Annotated in this window: 12 protein-coding genes; all 12 read left to right on the top strand. The window is 68.8% G+C overall.

What is annotated here, in order from left to right:
- Positions 1-13: 13 nt before the first annotated feature.
- The 12 genes from G6N26_RS18975 (at position 14) to G6N26_RS18920 (ending at position 17,976) form a co-directional block, all read left to right on the top strand.
- Positions 14-1,474, top strand: coding sequence for an HNH endonuclease signature motif containing protein (locus tag G6N26_RS18975; protein WP_083016742.1), 1,461 nt, complete (start codon positions 14-16; stop codon positions 1,472-1,474).
- Between the two features lie 91 nt (positions 1,475-1,565).
- Positions 1,566-2,045: a GreA/GreB family elongation factor gene (locus tag G6N26_RS18970; protein ID WP_083016744.1), complete on the top strand. Its 480-nt coding sequence runs from the start codon at positions 1,566-1,568 to the stop codon at positions 2,043-2,045.
- Between the two features lie 51 nt (positions 2,046-2,096).
- On the top strand, positions 2,097-2,519 hold the full coding sequence (locus tag G6N26_RS18965) for a GtrA family protein (RefSeq protein ID WP_067173401.1): 423 nt from the start codon (positions 2,097-2,099) through the stop codon (positions 2,517-2,519).
- A gap of 32 nt (positions 2,520-2,551) precedes the next feature.
- On the top strand, positions 2,552-3,934 hold the full coding sequence (locus G6N26_RS18960) for an FAD-binding oxidoreductase (RefSeq protein ID WP_067173403.1): 1,383 nt from the start codon (positions 2,552-2,554) through the stop codon (positions 3,932-3,934).
- Positions 3,935-4,699 (top strand): decaprenylphospho-beta-D-erythro-pentofuranosid-2-ulose 2-reductase, encoded by a 765-nt coding sequence (locus G6N26_RS18955; protein WP_067173406.1) that lies wholly within the window; start codon positions 3,935-3,937, stop codon positions 4,697-4,699. It begins immediately after the preceding gene.
- A 2-nt stretch (positions 4,700-4,701) separates the two neighbouring features.
- Positions 4,702-6,594: a galactan 5-O-arabinofuranosyltransferase gene (locus G6N26_RS18950; RefSeq protein WP_083016747.1), complete on the top strand. Its 1,893-nt coding sequence runs from the start codon at positions 4,702-4,704 to the stop codon at positions 6,592-6,594.
- A gap of 6 nt (positions 6,595-6,600) precedes the next feature.
- Positions 6,601-9,879: an arabinosyltransferase domain-containing protein gene (locus tag G6N26_RS18945; protein WP_083016751.1), complete on the top strand. Its 3,279-nt coding sequence runs from the start codon at positions 6,601-6,603 to the stop codon at positions 9,877-9,879.
- 55 nt (positions 9,880-9,934) lie between these two features.
- Positions 9,935-10,258 carry an ArsR/SmtB family transcription factor gene (locus tag G6N26_RS18940; protein ID WP_067173412.1) on the top strand — a complete coding sequence of 108 codons (324 nt, stop codon included), beginning with the start codon at positions 9,935-9,937 and terminating at the stop codon, positions 10,256-10,258.
- Positions 10,255-10,743, top strand: a complete 489-nt coding sequence (locus G6N26_RS18935; RefSeq protein WP_083016754.1) for an SRPBCC family protein — start codon at positions 10,255-10,257, stop codon at positions 10,741-10,743. The genes G6N26_RS18940 and G6N26_RS18935 overlap by 4 nt, the downstream gene beginning before the upstream one ends.
- Positions 10,740-11,363, top strand: a complete 624-nt coding sequence (locus G6N26_RS18930) for a maleylpyruvate isomerase family mycothiol-dependent enzyme (protein WP_067173418.1) — start codon at positions 10,740-10,742, stop codon at positions 11,361-11,363. Before G6N26_RS18935 ends, G6N26_RS18930 begins: the two co-directional genes overlap by 4 nt.
- 65 nt (positions 11,364-11,428) lie before the next feature.
- Positions 11,429-14,755, top strand: a complete 3,327-nt coding sequence (locus tag G6N26_RS18925; RefSeq protein WP_083016757.1) for an arabinosyltransferase domain-containing protein — start codon at positions 11,429-11,431, stop codon at positions 14,753-14,755.
- Entirely contained in the window at positions 14,752-17,976 is a 3,225-nt protein-coding gene (locus tag G6N26_RS18920) for an arabinosyltransferase domain-containing protein (protein ID WP_083016758.1), read from the top strand. Before G6N26_RS18925 ends, G6N26_RS18920 begins: the two co-directional genes overlap by 4 nt.
- The last annotated feature ends 30 nt before the right edge of the window (positions 17,977-18,006 follow it).

Genomic DNA, 18,006 nt, shown 5'->3' with positions numbered 1-18,006 from the left:
TAATATCGAACGTATGTTCGAAGCAATGCCGGGTGACCTCTCGTTTCAGGGCGTCGGCGACGCCGGCGTGCTGGACCGGGTCACCGCGGCGGCCCGGGCGCAGAATGCGCAATGCGCGCGGGAGTTGGCGGCGATCGGCGAGCTGTATGCCCGCCGGGCCCCGGACGACGACGCCGAGCGTTTCAATTGGGCGGTCGACGGACACGAGAACGTGGTCGCCGAGGTGGCGGCCGCACTGGGCATCAGTCGCGGCAGGGCGGCGGGGCGGCTGCACTATGCGATCGCGTTGCGTGAGCGACTGCCCCGGGTCGCTGAGGTCTTCGCGCAGGGTGGCATCGATTTCCGACTGATGGCGGCGGTGGTGTATCGCACCGAGCTGATCGAGGACCCCGAGTTGATCGCCAAGCTGGACGCCGCGGTGGCCCGGCACGCGTCGAAGTGGATGCGGTTGTCGGCGCCGAAGATGGCCGAGCGTATCGACATGTGGGTGGCACGCTTCGATCCCGCGGGGGTGCGGGTGCCGGGAATGCGCAGCCGAGATCGCCGTGTCGAGATCGGACCGATCAGCCCGGGGCTGGCGGAAATTTCGGCGCGGGTGCGTCCCGCCGATGCGGCCGCGGTGGACCGCGTGCTCGATGCGTTGGCCGACTCGGTGTGCCGGAATGATTCCCGCACCAAGGATCAGCGTCGCGCCGACGGTATGGGCGCAATGGCCGCCGGGCTGACCGTTTTGCGCTGCGACTGCGGCGGCCCGGATTGCCCTGCGGCGCAGCGGCCCACGGGCACCAACGTCGTCATCCATGTGCTGGCCGAGCCGGCCGCGGTCGGCGGCGCGGCGTACGCGCCGGCGCTGCTACCGGGGTTCGGTCCGTTGCCGACGGGGTCGCTGCGCGACCTGGCCGGCGTCGCGAAGACCAAGCCGCTTTCGCTGCCGCCGGATCGCGCGGAAGCCGGGTATCGGCCGTCGACCGCGCTGGCCGAATTCATCCGCTTTCGGGACCTGACATGCCGATTCCCCGGTTGCGACGCCCCGGCCGATGTCTGCGATATCGACCACACGGTGCCGTTTCCGCTCGGTCCCACGCACCCGTCGAACCTCAAGCTGCTCTGCCGCCACCATCATCTGCTCAAGACGTTCTATACGAGCTCCGATGGCTGGCGGGATCGCCAGCTGCCCGATGGCACCGTCGTGTGGACGTCCCCGACGGGACATACGTACACCACCAAACCTGGTGGCAGCCAGTACTTTCCGGCGCTGGCGGTCCCGACCGGAACGCTGACACTGCCGGCCTTCCCACCCGCTCCCCGGCAGAACCGCGGTGTCATGATGCCGGTGCGGCAACGAACCCGGGCCGAGGATCACGCCGCCCGGGTCCGCTGGGAGCGCGGCATCAACGAGGCACGCATCAGCGCCGAGGCGGCACGTCGCGCCGAACGGTCGGCGCCCCACATCGACGATCCGCCGCCCTTCTGATTCCGGTTCTCCCGCTGATGGTGGCGGGTTGGCTCATCGTGGTGTCACACTGGTACGCCACCTGAGCACACTGGGCGAAAGGTCCACGGACGTGAGCAAGAAAGCCCCCTCGGCAGCGGACGCCGCGCGGAACAACCTCGAAGCGGAGCTGGACCGGCTGCGGCAGCGGCGCGACCGCCTCGAGGCCGAAGTCAAGAACGACCGCGGGATGGTGGGCGATCACGGCGACGCGGCCGAGGCGATCCAGCGCGCCGACGAACTCGTGGTCCTTTCCGACCGGATCAACGAACTGGACCGCCGGCTGCGGGCCGGGCCGCCGGACTCCGACTCGTCGGAGACGCTGCCCGGCGGCACCGAGGTGACCCTGCGGTTCGCCGACGGAGAAGTGGTCACGATGCACGTGATCTCCATCGTCGAGGAGACCCCCGTCGGCCGGGAGGCCGAGACGCTGACCGCGCGCAGCCCGCTGGCCCAGGCCCTGGCCGGGCGCAAGCCCGGCGACACGGTGACCTACTCGACGCCGCAGGGCGAGAACCAGGTCGAGTTGATCGCGGTCAAACTGCCCCACTGACCCAGCCCGACGCTGCCCCCCAGTGCCCGGCGACCCCGTTAGACTCCCCCAATGCTTCCCCCCGAATCCCCGGCCGCGCCGGCGCGCCTGAGTCTGACGACGCAGGTCACGCGTTTCGTCGTCACGGGCGGCCTGGCGGGGATCGTGGACTTCGGGCTCTACTTGGTGCTCTTCAAAGCGGCGCACGTACAGGTCGACGTGGCCAAGTCCATCAGCTTCATCGTCGGCACCATCACCGCCTACCTGATCAACCGCCGGTGGACCTTCCAGGCGCCCCCCAGCACCGCCCGGTTCGTCGCGGTCATGGTCCTCTACGCCATCACCTTCGCCGTGCAGGTCGGGCTGAACCACCTGTGCCTGGCGTTTCTGCACTACCAAGCGTGGGCGATCCCGGTCGCGTTCGTGATCGCGCAGGGCACCGCGACGGTGATCAACTTCGTCGTCCAGCGGGCCGTAATCTTCCGCATCCACTGAGCCGCCTTCGGCAGGCGGTACCCTCTTTGACGATGTCGAGCACCGATCCCGTGACCAAGCCCACCCGGTTGATGGGCTTTGGGCGCACCGCACCGTCGGTGGCCCAGGTGCTGTCCACCCGCGATCCCGAGGAGATCGCCAAGGCGGTGGCCCGGGTGGCCGACTCGGGCGGCCGGGGCGTGATCGCCCGCGGGCTGGGCCGGTCCTACGGCGATAACGCGCAAAACGGCGGCGGCCTGGTGATCGACATGACCGGGCTCAACCGCATCCACTCGATCAGCGCCGACACCCGGCTGGTCGATGTCGACGCCGGGGTCAGCCTGGACCAGCTGATGAAGGCGGCGCTGCCGTTCGGGCTGTGGGTCCCGGTGTTGCCGGGCACCCGCCAGGTCACCGTCGGCGGGGCGATCGCCTGCGACATCCACGGCAAGAACCACCACAGCGCGGGCAGCTTCGGCAATCACGTGCGGTCGATGGACCTGCTCATGGCCGACGGCTCCGTGCGCGCCATCACCCCCGACGGGGACGACGCCGAGCTGTTCTGGGCCACCGTCGGGGGCAACGGCCTGACCGGGATCGTGCTGCGGGCGACCATCGCCATGACTCCGACGGAGACGGCGTACTTCATCGCCGACGGCGTGGCCACCAAGGATCTCGACGAGACGGTGGCCGTCCACCTCGACGGCAGCGAGGCCAACTACACCTACTCCAGCGCCTGGTTCGACCTGATCAGTCCGCCACCGAAGCTGGGTCGGGCCGCGGTCAGCCGCGGCAGCCTGGCGAAGCTGGACCAACTGCCCAAGAAGCTCGCCAAGAACCCGCTGAAATTCGATGCGCCGCAGCTGTTGACGGTGCCGAACCTGTTTCCGGTCAGTGCGATGAACAAGCTGTCGTTCATGGCCATCGGCGAGACGTATTACCGCCTCGGCGGAACCTACTCGGGCAAGATCCAGAACCTGTCGCAGTTCTACCACATGCTGGACCTGGTCAGTGGCTGGAACAATGCTTACGGCCCAAGGGGTTTCGCCCAGCACCAGTTCCTGGTTCCGCCGAACGCGATGGACGAATTCAAGGCCATCATCCGCTGGATCCAAACCACCGGCCACTACTCGGCGCTGAACGTCTTCAAGCTTTTCGGCCCGGGCAACCGCGCACCTCTGAGTTTCCCCATGGCCGGTTGGAACGTCGCGATGGACTTCCCCAACAAGCCCGGGATCAACGAGTTCCTCAACGAACTCGACCGGCGCGCACTGGAATTCGGCGGGCGGGTCTATACCGCCAAAGACTCCCGTGTTAGCGCAGAAACATTTCACGCCATGTATCCGCGCATCGACGAATGGATCGCGGTGCGCCGCAAGGTCGACCCCTTACGGGTGTTCGCCTCGGACATGGCCCGACGTTTGGAGCTGCTCTAAATGGTTTTAGACGCCGTGGGGAATCCGCAGACCATTCTGCTGCTCGGCGGCACGTCCGAGATCGGGCTGGCCATCTGCGAACGCTACCTGCAGAACGCGCACGCGCGAATCGTGCTGGCCGCCATGCCCAACGACCCGGGCCGCGACGCCGCGGTGGCGCAGATGAAGGCCGCCGGTGCGCGGTCGGTGGAGCTGATCGATTTCGAAGCCACCGACCCCGACACCCACCCGAAGATGATCGACGAGGCGTTTAACGCCGGCGACATCGACGTGGCCATCGTCGCCTTCGGCATCCTCGGTGACGCCGAGGAGCTGTGGCAGAACCAGCATAAGGCCGTGCTGGCCGCCGAAATCAACTACACCGCAGCGGTTTCGGTGGGCGTGCTGCTCGCCGAGAAGATGCGGGCCCAGGGCTTCGGCCAGATCATCGCGATGAGTTCGGCGGCCGGTGAGCGGGTGCGGCGGTCCAACTTCGTCTACGGCTCCACCAAGGCGGGCCTGGACGGCTTCTACCTGGGGCTCGGGGAGGCCTTGCGCGAGTACGGGGTTCGCGTTTTGGTGATCCGCCCCGGCCAGGTGCGCACCCGGATGAGCGCGCACGTCAAGGAAGCGCCACTGACCGTCGACAAGGAGTACGTCGCCAACCTCGCGGTCACCGCTGCCGCAAAGGGTAAGGAATTGGTTTGGGCACCAGCAGCATTCCGTTACGTGATGATGGTGTTGCGACACGTCCCGCGTCCGATCTTCCGCAAGCTGCCAATCTGATCATGCGTAACGCGCTGGCCGCCCTCGGCCAGATGGCCGTGGCGGTGCTGGTTGCGGTGCTGGTTGCGGTGGTGTCGCTGATCGCCATTTCGCGCGTGCAATGGCCGGCCTTTCCCTCGTCCAACCAACTGCACGCGCTGACCACCGTTGGGCAGGTCGGCTGCCTGGCCGGTCTGGCCGCGGTGGCCTGGGTGTGGCGGCGCGGACGCCGGCTGCTCGCCCAGCTCGGCGGGCTGGTGTTCGTGTCCGCGTTCACCGTCGTCACGCTGGGCATGCCGCTGGGGGCGACCAAGCTGTATCTGTTCGGCATCTCCGTCGACCAGCAGTTCCGCACCGAATACGTCACCCGCCTCGCGGACAGCCCCGCCCTGCGGGACATGACCTACCTGGGGCTGCCGCCGTTCTACCCGCCCGGCTGGTTCTGGATCGGCGGGCGCGCGGCGGCGCTCAGCGGGACGCCGGCGTGGGAGATCTTCAAACCGTGGGCCATCACGTCGATCGCCATCGCCGTGGCGGTCGCGCTGGTGCTGTGGTGGCGGATGGTCCGGTTCGAGTACGCGCTGATCGTCACCGCCGCGACGGCCGCGGTCACGTTGGCCTACGGTTCGCCCGAGCCCTACTCGGCGATGATCACGGTGTTGTTGCCGCCGGTGCTGGTGCTGACCTGGTCGGGGCTGCGCGCCGCGGACCGTCCGGGCGCGGCCCGCCGGGCGGGCTGGGGTGCGGTGATCGGCGCCGGCATTTTCGTGGGGTGGACGGCCACCTGGTACACGCTGCTGTTCGGGTTCAGCGCGTTCGCGATCGGGCTGATGGCGCTGTGGCTGGCCGGCGTGCGCTGGCATCGAGACGGCGTGAAGGCCGCGCTCGATCCGCTGCGCCGGCTGGCGGTCATCGCCGGCATCGCGGTGGTGATCGGCTGCACGACCTGGCTGCCGTTCCTGGTGCGGGCGGCCCGCAGCCCGATCAGCAACACCGGCGGCGCCGCCCACTACCTGCCGGCCGACGGGGCCGAGCTGACCTTCCCGATGCTGCAGTTCACGCTGCTCGGCGTCGTCGCCATGATCGGCACCCTGTGGCTGGTGGTGCGGGCCCGCTCCTCGGTGCGGGCGGGCGCGCTGGCCATCGGGGTGCTGGCGATCTACCTGTGGTCGCTGCTGTCGATGCTCACCACGCTGGCCCGCGTCACGCTGTTGTCGTTCCGGCTGCAGCCGACCCTGAGCGTGTTGCTGGTGGCCGCCGGGGCGTTCGGATTCCTCGAGGGCCTGCACGCGTTGGCGCGCAGAAACTGGGGTGGCGGCCGCGCGATCGTCCCGGTGGGCGGCGCCATCGGCCTGGCCGCCGCGATCGCGTTCAGCCAGGACATCCCCGACGTGCTGCGCCCCGACCTCACCATCGCCTACACCGACACCGACGGCAACGGCCAGCGCGGCGACCGGCGGCCACCCAGCGCCGAAAAGTTCTACGCCACAATCGATCACGCCATCACGCAGGTGACGGGCAAGCCCCGCGACCAGACCGTGGTGATGACGGCCGACTACAGCTTTTTGTCCTTCTACCCCTATTGGGGATTCCAGGGGCTCACGTCGCACTACGCCAACCCGCTCGCGCAGTTCGACCTGCGGGCCGCACAGATCAACAAGTGGTCCAAGCTCAAGACCGCCGACGAGTTGATGCACGCCTTGGACGCCTGCCCGTGGCCGCCGCCGACGGTCTTCCTGATGCGCCGCGGCGCGAACGGCAACTACACCCTGCGGCTGGCCGAGGACGTCTACCCCAACCAGCCCAACGTGCGGCGCTACACCGTCGATCTGCGCGGCGCCCTGTTCGACAGCCCGCGCTTCGACGTCCGCAGCGTCGGCCCCTTCGTGCTGGCCATCCGCAAACCGGCGGCGTAACGGCTGATGAGCACCGAGACCACGCCTCAAACGGGTCCGCACCCGGCGGAAGAACTAGCATCTAGCACCGTGCCAGACAGGGAAGCCAATCACCGGATCGCCCGGCTGGTTGCTTCCGTCGCCGGCCTGCTCGGCGTGCTGCTGGCGATCGCCACCCCGCTGCTGCCGGTGGACCAGACCACCGCCGAGCTGAACTGGCCCCAGAACGGCACCTTCGGCAGTGTCGAGGCGCCCCTCATCGGCTACGTGGCCACCGATTTGAACATCACCGTCCCGTGTCAGGCCGCCGCCGGGCTGACCGGAGGAGGCAACGCGGGCAAGACGGTGTTGTTGTCGACGGTGCCCAAACAGGCGCCCAAGGCCGTCGACCGGGGCCTGCTGATCGTGCGGGCCAACGACGAGCTGGTGCTGGTGGTGCGCAACGTCCCGGTGGTCAGCGCCCCACTGAGCCAGGTGCTCAGCCCGGCCTGCCAGCGGCTGACGTTCACCGCGCACGCCGACCGGGTGACCGCCGAGTTCGTCGGGCTGACCCAGGGACCCAACTCCGAACATCCCGGCTCGCCGCTGCGCGGGGAGAAGAGCGGCTACGACTTCCGCCCGCAGATCGTCGGCGTCTTCACCGATCTGAGTGGGCCGACCCCACCCGGGCTGAGCTTCTCGGCCACCGTCGACACCCGCTACAGCAGCAGCCCCACCCCGCTGAAGATGGCGGCGATGATCCTGGGGCTGGTGCTGACCGCCGCCTCCCTGATCGCGCTGCACCGGCTCGACACCGCCGACGGCACCCGGCACCGCCGCTTCCTGCCCGCGCGCTGGTGGTCCGTCGGTGGCCTGGACGCCCTGGTCATCGCGGTACTGGTGTGGTGGCATTTCGTCGGGGCCAACACCTCCGACGACGGCTACATCCTGACCATGGCCCGGGTATCCGAGCACGCCGGCTACATGGCCAACTACTACCGCTGGTTCGGCACGCCCGAGGCCCCCTTCGGCTGGTACTACGACCTGCTGGCGCTGTGGGCCCACGTGAGCACCACCAGCATCTGGATGCGGTTGCCGACTTTGGTGATGTCGCTGACGTGCTGGTGGGTGATCAGCCGGGAAGTCATGCCGCGCCTGGGTCATGCGGTCAAGCGGAACCGCGCGGCGGCCTGGACCGCGGCGGGCACGTTCCTGGCGGTCTGGCTCCCGCTCGACAACGGCCTGCGCCCCGAGCCGATCATCGCCCTGGGCATCTTGCTGACGTGGTGTTCGGTGGAGCGCGCGGTGGCCACCAGCCGGCTGCTACCGGTGGCGATCGCGTGCATCATCGGGGCGCTGACCCTGTTCTCCGGGCCGACGGGCATCGCCTCGATCGGCGCCCTGCTGGTCGCGATCGGGCCGCTGCGCACCATCCTGCACCGCAGGATCACACGGTTCGGCGCGCTGCCGTTGGTGCTGCCGTTGCTGGCCGCGGTCACCGTCACCGCCATCCTGATCTTCCGCGACCAGACGCTGGCCGGCGAGGTCCAGGCCACCATGCTCAAGCGCGCCGTCGGCCCCAGCCTGAGCTGGTTCGACGAACACATCCGCTACGAGCGGCTGTTCATGGCCAGCCCTGACGGGTCGGTCGCCCGCCGGTTCGCCGTGCTGGCGCTGGTGCTCGCGCTCGGGGTCACGGTCGCAATGTCGTTGCGCAAGGGCCGAATTCCCGGCACCGCCGCCGGGCCGAGCCGCCGCATCGTCGGGATCACCATCATCTCCTTCATCGCGATGATGTTCACGCCCACCAAGTGGACCCACCACTTCGGCGTGTTCGCCGGGTTGGCCGGGCCGCTGGGCGCGCTGGCCGCGGTCGCCGTGACGGCGGTGGCCATGCGGTCGCGGCGCAACCGCACCGTGTACGCCGCCGTCGTGCTGTTCCTGGTGGCGCTGTCGTTCGCCAGCGTCAACGGCTGGTGGTACGTGTCGAATTTCGGTGTGCCATGGTCGAATGCGTTCCCGGCGTGGCATTACGCCTTTGCCACCGCGCTGCTCGGGCTGACCGTGGTGGTGTTGCTGCTGGCGGCATGGTTCCACTTCGTCGCCCCCGATAACGGGCCGCCCAAAACCCGTCTGGGCGCAGGGGTGGCCGGAATCATCCAGTCGCCGTTGGCAATTGCGACGTGGGTGCTGGTGGTATTCGAGGTGGCGTCGCTGACTCTGGCGATGACCGACCAGTACCCGGCATGGTCGGTCGGCCGCTCCAACCTGCAAGCTCTGACCGGCAAGTCGTGCGGGCTGGCCGAGGACGTGCTCGTGGAGCAGGACCCGAACGCGGGCATGCTGTCGCCGGTGACCGGCTCGGCAGCGGACGCCCTCGGCGCCGGCATGTCGGAAGCCTTCACGCCCAACGGAATTCCCGCCGACGTCCGCGCCGACCCGGTGATGGAACGGCCGGGTGACCGCAGCTTCGTCAACGACGAGGAGAAGACCGGCAGCAACCAGCCGGGCACCGAGGGCGGCACCACCCCCGCGCCGGGGATCAACGGATCGTCGGCCCAGCTGCCCTTCAACCTCGACCCCGCGCGCACACCGGTGCTCGGCAGCTGGCGCTCGGGCATCCAGATTCCCGCGCACCTGCGGTCCGGCTGGTATCGGCTGCCCGCGCGCGACAAGGCGGGGCCGCTGCTGGTGGTCAGCGCGTCCGGGCGCTTCGACCCCCGCGAGGTCCAGGTGCAGTGGGCCACCGACGAGCAGGCGGCCAGTGGACACCCCGGCGGCTCGTTCCAATTCGCCGACGTGGGGGCCTCCCCGGCCTGGCGCAACCTGCGACTGGCACTGTCGGCGATCCCCAGCTCCGCCACCCAGATTCGGTTGGTCGCCGACGACGAAGACCTGGCGCCGCAGCACTGGATCGCGCTGACGTCGCCGCGCATTCCGCAGCTGCGCACGCTGCAGGACGTGGTGGGCTCGGCCGACCCGGTGTTCTTGGACTGGCTCGTCGGGCTGGCGTTCCCGTGTCAGCGGCCGTTCGGCCATCAGAGCGGCGTCGACGAGACACCGAAATGGCGCATCCTGCCCGACCGGTTCGGCGCCGAGGCCAACTCGCCCGTGATGGACAACAACGGCGGTGGCCCGCTAGGTGTCACCGAGCTGCTGGTGAAAGCGACCACGGTGGCCACCTATTTGAAGGACGACTGGTCCCGCGACTGGGGCTCGCTGCAACGGCTGACGCCCTATTACCCGGGCGCCCAGCCCGCCGACCTGCTCCTGGGGACGGCAACGCGCAGCGGTCTGTGGAACCCGGCGCCGCTGCGCAAGACCTAGACGCCCTGGCCGCGGCCCTTGAAGGCCGAATTCGGTAAGTCTATGCTTACGGTTCGTGGTCACTTACCAAACCGGTGACGTGTGGCTGGCATTGGCGGACGGCACGCGACGCGCCATCGTGGAACGCCTCGCGCATGGCCCGTCGGCGGTCGGCGAGTTGGCGCGCGACCTCCCGGTCAGCAGGCCCGCGGTGTCGCAACACCTCAAGGTGCTCAAATGCGCCGGGCTGGTGCGCGACCGCGCCGTCGGAACCCGTCGCGTCTATCAGCTCGACCCCACCGGTCTCGAGGCACTCCGCACCGACCTCGACCGGTTCTGGACCCAAGCGCTCGCCGGCTACGCGCAGACCATCGACGAAACCAACGAAGGACCGACATGACACCACAGCGGACGCCCAACGTCACCCACCACGTCGTCGTCAACGCCCCGCTCGAGCGCGCGTTCACCGTCTTCACCCAACGATTCGGCGCATTCAAGCCGCGCGAGCACAATCTGTTGGCGGTCCCCATCGCCGAGACCGTGTTCGAGCCCCGCGTGGGTGGCCACATCTACGACCGCGGCGTCGACGGCAGCGTCTGCCGATGGGCGCGAATCCTGGTCTACGAGCCCCCGCATCGGGTCGTCTTCAGCTGGGACATCGGCCCGACCTGGCAGCTGGAAACCGATCCGGTCAAGACCAGCGAGGTCGAAGTCCGCTTTACCGCGCAGACCGACCGGCGCACCCGGGTGGACCTCGAACACCGCCATCTCGACCGGCACGGGCCGGGGTGGCCATCCGTGGCCGACGGGGTCGACGGCGACGCGGGCTGGCCGCTCTACCTGGGGCGCTACGCCGACCTGTTGAGCGGTGGTGACCCGCGATGACCGCCGACCTGATGCCCATGGCCCGCGCGGAACGGGCCGACCTCGCGGAATTTTTGGCCACGCTGGCGCCCCAGGACTGGGAGGCGCCCAGCCTCTGCACACAGTGGAGCGTGAAAGACGTTGTCGCACATGTGGTCAGCTACGAAGAGCTCGGCGCCGTGGGACTGCTGAAGCGCTTTGCGAAGGGCCGGGTGGTCCGGGCCAACCAGGTGGGCGTCGACGAATTCGCCAACCTGACCCCGCCGCAATTGCTGGAATTCCTGCGCAGTCACCTCCAACCCCGCGGATTGACAGCGGGTTTCGGGGGAATGATCGCCCTCGTCGACGGCACGATCCACCACCAGGACATCCGCCGCGCGCTTGACCGGCCCCGCCAGGTCCCGCCCGACCGGCTACAGCGGGTCCTCTCGCTCGTGCCCGGGAACCCCAGGCTCGGCGCCGGACGGCGAGTCAGGGGTCTGCGCCTGCGCGCCACCGACCTCGAGTGGACGCACGGCGACGGGCCCGAAGTGACCGGGCCGGGCGAGGCGCTTCTCATGGCGATGTCCGGGCGCCCGGCCGCACTCGCCGACCTCGCCGGCCCGGGGCACGCCACTTTCGCGGCCCGGCTCGGCGCATAGCGGCTGACCGCTGCGCGGCCCCGCGTCCTCATCGGACATAGCCGCGTCGCTTACGATCGAGCCTCGTGCCCCACGACCGTAATGAGCGATCGCAGCGGATCCCACGATCGGTGGCCGCGGTCGCGGGAATCGCGGGGCTGTTGTTGTGCCTCCTCGTGCCGGTGCTTCCGGCACGGCAGACCACGGCGACGGTGCTGTGGCCGCAGGGCACCGTGGACGGGCACGTCAGCCAGATCACCGCGCCCCTGGTGTCGGGGGCGCCCCGCGCGCTGGACATCTCCATTCCCTGCTCGGACATCGCCACCCTGCCCGCCGACGGCGGCCTGGTGGTCTCGACGCTGCCCCCCGGCGGGATGGACGCCGGCAAGAACGGGCTGTTCGTGCGGGCCAACAAGGACGTCGTCGTCGTGGCGTTCCGCGACACCGTCGCGGCGGTGGCGCAGCGTTCGGCCATCGCCGCCGGGGCCTGCACCGTGCTGCACGCCTGGGCCGGCATCGGGGCGGCCGGCGCCGAGTTCGTCGGCCTTCCCGGCGCGTCCGGGGTCCTGCCGGCCGAGAAGAAGCCGCAGGTCGGCGGGATCTTCACCGATCTGAAGGTGCCCGCGGGCCCGGGGCTATCGGCCCGCGTCGACATCGACACCCGATTCATCACGGCGCCCACCGTCGCCAAGAAGATCGTGATGGTGCTCGGCGTCCTGGCCGTGCTGACGGCCATCATCGCGCTCGCGGTGCTGGACCGCCGCAGCCGAGGCGGCAGCGCGCTGCTCAACTGGCGCTCCCCCATCGCCTGGTTGTCCAGGTACCGACCGGGCACGCACCTGGCCAACTGGCGGCGCGTCGGGCCGGCGACGTGGATCGCCGACGCCGCGGTGATCGCAACCCTGTTGCTGTGGCACATCATTGGCGCCACCACGTCGGACGACGGCTACAACCTGACCATTGCCCGCGTCGCCCCCGGCGCCGGCTACGTCACCAACTACTACCGCTACTTCGGCACCACCGATGCCCCCTTCGACTGGTATCTCGGGGTGCTGTCCAAGCTCGCCTCGGTGAGCACGGCCGGCGTCTGGATGCGGCTGCCCGCCACGCTGGCCGCCATCGCCTGCTGGCTGATCATCAGCCATTGGATGCTGCGCCGCCTGGGCCCCGGCAGGGGCGGCCTGGCGGCCAACCGCGTCGCCGTCTTCACGGCGGGCGCGGTGTTCGTGGCGGCCTGGCTGCCGTTCAACAACGGGCTGCGGCCCGAACCGCTGATCGCCCTCGGGGTGCTGGTCACCTGGATGCTGGTGGAACGCGCGATCGCGCTGCGACGACTCGCCCCGGCGGCGGTCTCCATCATCGTGGCGCTCCTGAGCGCGACGCTGGCGCCGCAGGGGTTGATCGCCGTCGCCGCCCTGCTGACCGGGGCGCGCGCCGTCGCCCAGACCATCCGCCGCCGCCGGGCCACCGACGGCCTGCTGGCACCCCTGGCGGTGCTGGCGGCGTCGCTCGCGGTGATCCTCGTGGTGGTGTTCCGCAGCCAGACACTGGCCACGGTGCTGGAGTCCGCTCGCATCAAATACAAGGTCGGGCCGACGATCGCCTGGTATCAGGACTGGCTGCGCTACTACTTCCTCACCGTCGAATCCAACCCCGACGGGTCGATGGCGCGGCGGTTCGCGGTGCTGATCCTGTTGCTGTGCCTGTTCGGGATGCTCGTCATCCTGCTGCGCCGCGGCCGCGTTCCCGGCGTGGCCCGCGGTCCGGCCTGGCGGCTGATCGGCACCACCGCGATCGGCCTGTTGCTATTGACGTTCACCCCGACGAAGTGGGCGATCCAGTTCGGCGCCTTCGCCGGACTGGCCGGCGCGCTGGGCGCGGTCACCGCATTCGCGTGCTCGCGGATCGGCCTGCACAACCGCCGCAACCTGACGCTGTACGTCACGGCGCTGCTGTTCGTGCTGGCGGTTGCCACCTCCGGCATCAACGGATGGTTCTACGTGGGCAACTACGGGGTGCCGTGGTACGACATCCAGCCCGTCGTCGCCAGCCACCCGGTGACGTCGATGTTCTTGACCTTGTCGATCATCACCGGCCTGCTGGCCGCCTGGCAGCACTTCCGGATGGACTACGCCGGCCACACCGAGGTCAAGGACAAGCGGCGCAACCGCGTCCTGGCGTCGACCCCGCTGCTGGTGGTCGCGACCATCATGGTCGTCGGCGAGGTCGCGTCGCTGACTAAGGGCGCGGTGTTCCGCTACCCCCTGTACACCACCGGCAAGGCCAACCTCGCCGCCCTCAGTTCCGGGCTGTCGCCCAGCAGCTGCGCCATGGCAGACGACGTGCTGGCCGAGCCCGACCCCAATGCCGGCATGCTGGCACCGGCGCCGGGCCAGACCTTCGGCGCCGATGGTCCGCTCGGTGGCGCCAATCCGGTGGGCTTCAAACCCGAAGGCGTGGGCCTGGATCTGAGGTCGTACCCGGTGGTCACCAAGCCCGGGGTGGTCAATTCCGACGCGTCACCCAACAAGCCCAACGCGGCCATGAGTGACTCCGCGGGCACGGCCGGCGGGAAAGGCCCAGTGGGCGTCAACGGCTCGGATGCGGCGCTGCCGTTCGGGCTGGACCCGGCCCGCACTCCGGTGATGGGTAGCTATGGCGAAAACTCTTTGGCCGCCACCGCCACCTCGGCCTGGTACCAGCTGCCGCCCCGCACCCCGGACCGGCCGATCGTCGTGGTGTCGGCAGCCGGTTCCATCTGGTCCTACAAAGAAGACGGCACCTTCACCTACGGACAGTCGCTCAAACTGCAATGGGGAGTTGCCCGCCCGGACGGGACGACCCAGCCGCTCACCGAGGTGCAGCCGATCGATATCGGCCCGGAGCCGGCGTGGCGCAACCTGCGGTTCCCGCTGGCGTGGGCGCCGCCGGAGGCCAACGTGGCGCGGATAGTCGCCTACGACCCGAACCTGAGTTCGGATCAGTGGTTCGCGTTCACGCCACCCCGGGTCCCGGTGACCGAAACCTTGCAGCAGCTGATCGGGTCGCGCACACCCGTGCTGATGGACATCGCGACCGCCGCGAACTTCCCGTGCCAGCGGCCGTTCTCCGAACACCTTGGCGTCGCCGAACTTCCGCAATACCGGATCCTGCCCGACCACAAACAGACGGCATCGTCGTCGAACGGCTGGCAGGCCGGCGAGGCGGGTGGCCCGTTCCTGTTCGCTCAGACGATGCTTCGTACCTCGACGATCTCGACGTATCTGCGCGGCGACTGGTATCGCGACTGGGGATCCGTCGAGCAGTACTTCCGTTTGATCGCGGCTGATCAGGCGCCGGACGCCGTAATCGAACAGGGTGTGATGCCAGTGCACGGCTGGAGCCGGCAGGGACCGATTCGGGCGCTCCCATGAGCACGCCGACCGCCAGCAAGGACGTGCGGGGGACACGTTGGGTGGCGACCATCGCCGGCCTGATCGGGTTCGTGCTGTCGGTCGCGACGCCGCTGCTGCCCGTCGTGCAGACCACCGCGACACTGAATTGGCCGCAAAACGGTCAGCTGAACAGCGTTACCGCGCCGCTGATTTCGCTGACCCCGGTCGACGTGACGGCAACCGTACCGTGCTCTACGGTGCGCGCCCTGCCGCCGGAGGGTGGGGTCGTGCTGAGTACGGCGCCCAAGAAGGGCAAGGACGCCGCGCTCAACGCGTTGTTCGTGGTCGTCAACGGCAAGCGCGTCGACGTCACCGACCGCAACGTGGTGATCGCCAGCGCGCCTCGGGATCAGGTGGCAGGAGCCGCAGGCGTCCCCGGATGTTCCAGCATCGAGATCACCTCGACCAAAGCCGGCGCCTTCGCCACCTTTGTCGGACTGAATGATGCAGCGGGCAAACCGATTACGGGCGGTTTCTCCGACCCGAACCTGCGGCCGCAGATCGTGGGGGTGTTCACCGACCTGACCGGTCCGGCGCCGGCCGGATTGAGGCTGTCTGCGACCATCGACACCCGGTTCTCCACCACCCCAACCACGTTGAAGCTGGCCGCGATGGTGGCGGCGATCGTGGCCACCATCGTCGCGTTGATCGCGTTGTGGCGGCTCGACCAGCTGGACGGGCACCGGATGCGCCGGCTCATTCCGGCGAACTGGCGCACATTCACCCTCGCCGATGTCGCGGTGATCGGCGGGTTCTTGCTCTGGCACGTGATCGGGGCGAACTCCTCCGACGACGGCTACATCCTGGGCATGGCGCGGGTCGCCGACCGCGCCGGCTACATGTCCAACTACTTCCGGTGGTTCGGCAGCCCGGAGGATCCCTTCGGCTGGTACTACAACTTGCTGGCGCTGATGACCCATGTCACCGACGCCAGCCTGTGGATGCGGTTGCCGGATTTGATCGCCGGAATCGTGTGCTGGCTGCTGCTCTCGCGCGAGGTGCTGCCCCGGTTGGGGCCCGCGGTCGCCTCCAGCAAGGCCGCCAACTGGGCGGCAGGAATGGTGCTGCTGACGGCCTGGATGCCGTTCGACAATGGCCTGCGCCCTGAGCCGATCATCGCGGTCGGTTCGCTGATCACCTACGTCCTGATCGAGCGCTCCATGCGGTACAGCCGGCTCACACCCGCGGCATTGGCGGTCATCACCGCGGCGTTCACGCTCGGCGTCCAGCCCACCGGGTTGATCGCGGTCGCCGCGCTGATCGCCGGCGGCCGACCGATCCTGCGAATTTTGGTCCGCCGCCACCGCCTGGTCGGCACGTGGCCGCTGGTGGCGCCCATGCTGGCCGCCGCCACGGTCATCCTGACCGTCGTTTTCGCCGACCAGACGCTGTCAACCGTGCTGGAAGCCACCAGGATTCGCACGTCGATCGGCCCCAGCCAGGCCTGGTACACCGAGAACCTGCGCTATTACTACCTGATTCTGCCTACCGTCGATGGCTCGCTGTCGCGGCGCTTCGGCTTCCTGATCACCGCGCTGTGTCTGTTCACGGCCGTGTTCATCATGTTGCGGCGCAAGCGAGTTCCGGGAGTGGCCCGCGGTCCGGCGTGGCGGCTGATGGGTGTCATCTTCGGCACCATGTTCTTCCTGATGTTCACGCCTACCAAGTGGGTGCACCACTTCGGGCTCTTCGCCGCGGTGGGGGCGGCGATGGCCGCCCTGGCCACCGTGCTGGTCTCACCGGCGGTGTTGCGCTGGTCGCGCAACCGGATGGCGTTCCTCGCGGCGGTGTTCTTCGTGCTGGCCTTGTGTTTCGCCACCACCAACGGCTGGTGGTACGTCTCGAGTTACGGCGTACCGTTCAACAGCAGCATGCCGAAGATCGGTGGGATCTCGGTCAGCACAATCTTTTTCGCGCTGTTCGTGCTGGCCGTGTTGTACGCGATCCGGTTGCACTTCGCGTCCCGCGACCACGGCGAGGGCCGCGTAGCCCGGGCGCTGACGGCGGCACCTATCCCCCTCGCGGCCGGCTTCATGGCACTGGTGTTCATCGCATCGATGACGGCCGGCATCGTTCGGCAGTACCCCACCTACTCCAATGCCTGGGACAACCTGCGCGAGTTCAGCGGCGGCTGCGGCCTGGCCGACGACGTGCTCGTCGAGCCGGACAGCAACGACGGTTTCATGGCGCCTTTCAAAACAGGGGAGCCCGGCAGTTACGGACCGTTGGGGCCGCTGGGTGGTGAGCGCCCAACAGGATTCAGCCCCAACGGCGTTCCGGACCGCACCCTGGCCGAGTCGGTCAAGGAAACGTCGGTGCCGCAGCCCGGAACCGACTACGACTGGGATGCACCACTCAAGCTGACGACGCCGGGCATCAACGGATCGACGGTACCGCTGCCGTACGGCCTGAACCCTCAGCAAGTTCCGGTGGCGGGCAGCTTCGCCACCGGCGCACAACAGCAGAGCAGGCTGAACTCGGCGTGGTACCAGCTGCCGAAGCCCGACGCCGGACACCCGCTGGTCGTCATCACAGCCGCGGGCACCATCACCGGCAACAGCATCCTGCACCACCACACCACCGGGCAGACGGTGGAATTGGAATTCGGCAGGCCCGGCCCGGACGGCTCCGTACTGCCGGCGGGCCGCCTGGTGCCCTACGACCTCTACGGCGAACAACCCAAGGTGTGGCGAAACCTGCGGTTCGCACGTTCGCAGCTGCCCGCCGACGCGGTCGCCGTGCGCGTGGTGGCCGAGGACCTGTCCCTGACACCGGAGGACTGGATCGCGGTGACCCCGCCGCGGGTTCCGGAGCTGCGCTCCTTGCAGGAGTACATCGGCTCGACCCAGCCGGTGCTGATGGACTGGGCGGTCGGGTTGGCCTTCCCGTGCCAGCAGCCGATGCTGCACACCAACGGCGTCACCGAAATCCCGAAGTTCCGCATCACCCCGGACTACAACGCCAAGAAGCAGGACACGGATACCTGGCAGGACGGGGTCAATGGTGGCTTGCTCGGCATCACCGATCTGTTGTTGCGGGCCCACGTGATGTCGACGTACCTGTCCCACGATTGGGGCCGCGACTGGGGGTCGCTGCGCAAATTCGACACCATCGCCGACGCTCAGCCCGCGCAACTCGAGCTGGGCAGCGCGACCCGCACCGGATGGTGGACGCCGGGTCAGATCCGCATCAAGCCGTAAACGCGGCGCAAAGCGTTATTTGTCGGCGCG

The sequence above is a fragment of the Mycobacterium marseillense genome (assembly GCF_010731675.1).
Lineage (GTDB): Bacteria > Actinomycetota > Actinomycetes > Mycobacteriales > Mycobacteriaceae > Mycobacterium > Mycobacterium marseillense.
The sequence above is the reverse complement of the archived record's forward strand: the minus strand, read 5'-3'. Positions and strand labels throughout refer to the sequence as shown.

Excerpts from the sequence above, each read along its gene's own strand:
- G6N26_RS18975 (WP_083016742.1), top strand. The coding sequence starts at position 14 with ATGTTCGAAGCAATGCCGGGTGACCTCTCGTTTCAGGGCGTCGGCGAC.
- G6N26_RS18965 (WP_067173401.1), top strand. The coding sequence starts at position 2,097 with ATGCTTCCCCCCGAATCCCCGGCCGCGCCGGCGCGCCTGAGTCTGACG.
- G6N26_RS18960 (WP_067173403.1), top strand. The coding sequence starts at position 2,552 with ATGTCGAGCACCGATCCCGTGACCAAGCCCACCCGGTTGATGGGCTTT.
- G6N26_RS18955 (WP_067173406.1), top strand. The coding sequence starts at position 3,935 with ATGGTTTTAGACGCCGTGGGGAATCCGCAGACCATTCTGCTGCTCGGC.
- G6N26_RS18950 (WP_083016747.1), top strand. The coding sequence starts at position 4,702 with ATGCGTAACGCGCTGGCCGCCCTCGGCCAGATGGCCGTGGCGGTGCTG.
- G6N26_RS18945 (WP_083016751.1), top strand. The coding sequence starts at position 6,601 with ATGAGCACCGAGACCACGCCTCAAACGGGTCCGCACCCGGCGGAAGAA.
- G6N26_RS18935 (WP_083016754.1), top strand. The coding sequence starts at position 10,255 with ATGACACCACAGCGGACGCCCAACGTCACCCACCACGTCGTCGTCAAC.
- G6N26_RS18930 (WP_067173418.1), top strand. The coding sequence starts at position 10,740 with ATGACCGCCGACCTGATGCCCATGGCCCGCGCGGAACGGGCCGACCTC.
- G6N26_RS18920 (WP_083016758.1), top strand. The coding sequence starts at position 14,752 with ATGAGCACGCCGACCGCCAGCAAGGACGTGCGGGGGACACGTTGGGTG.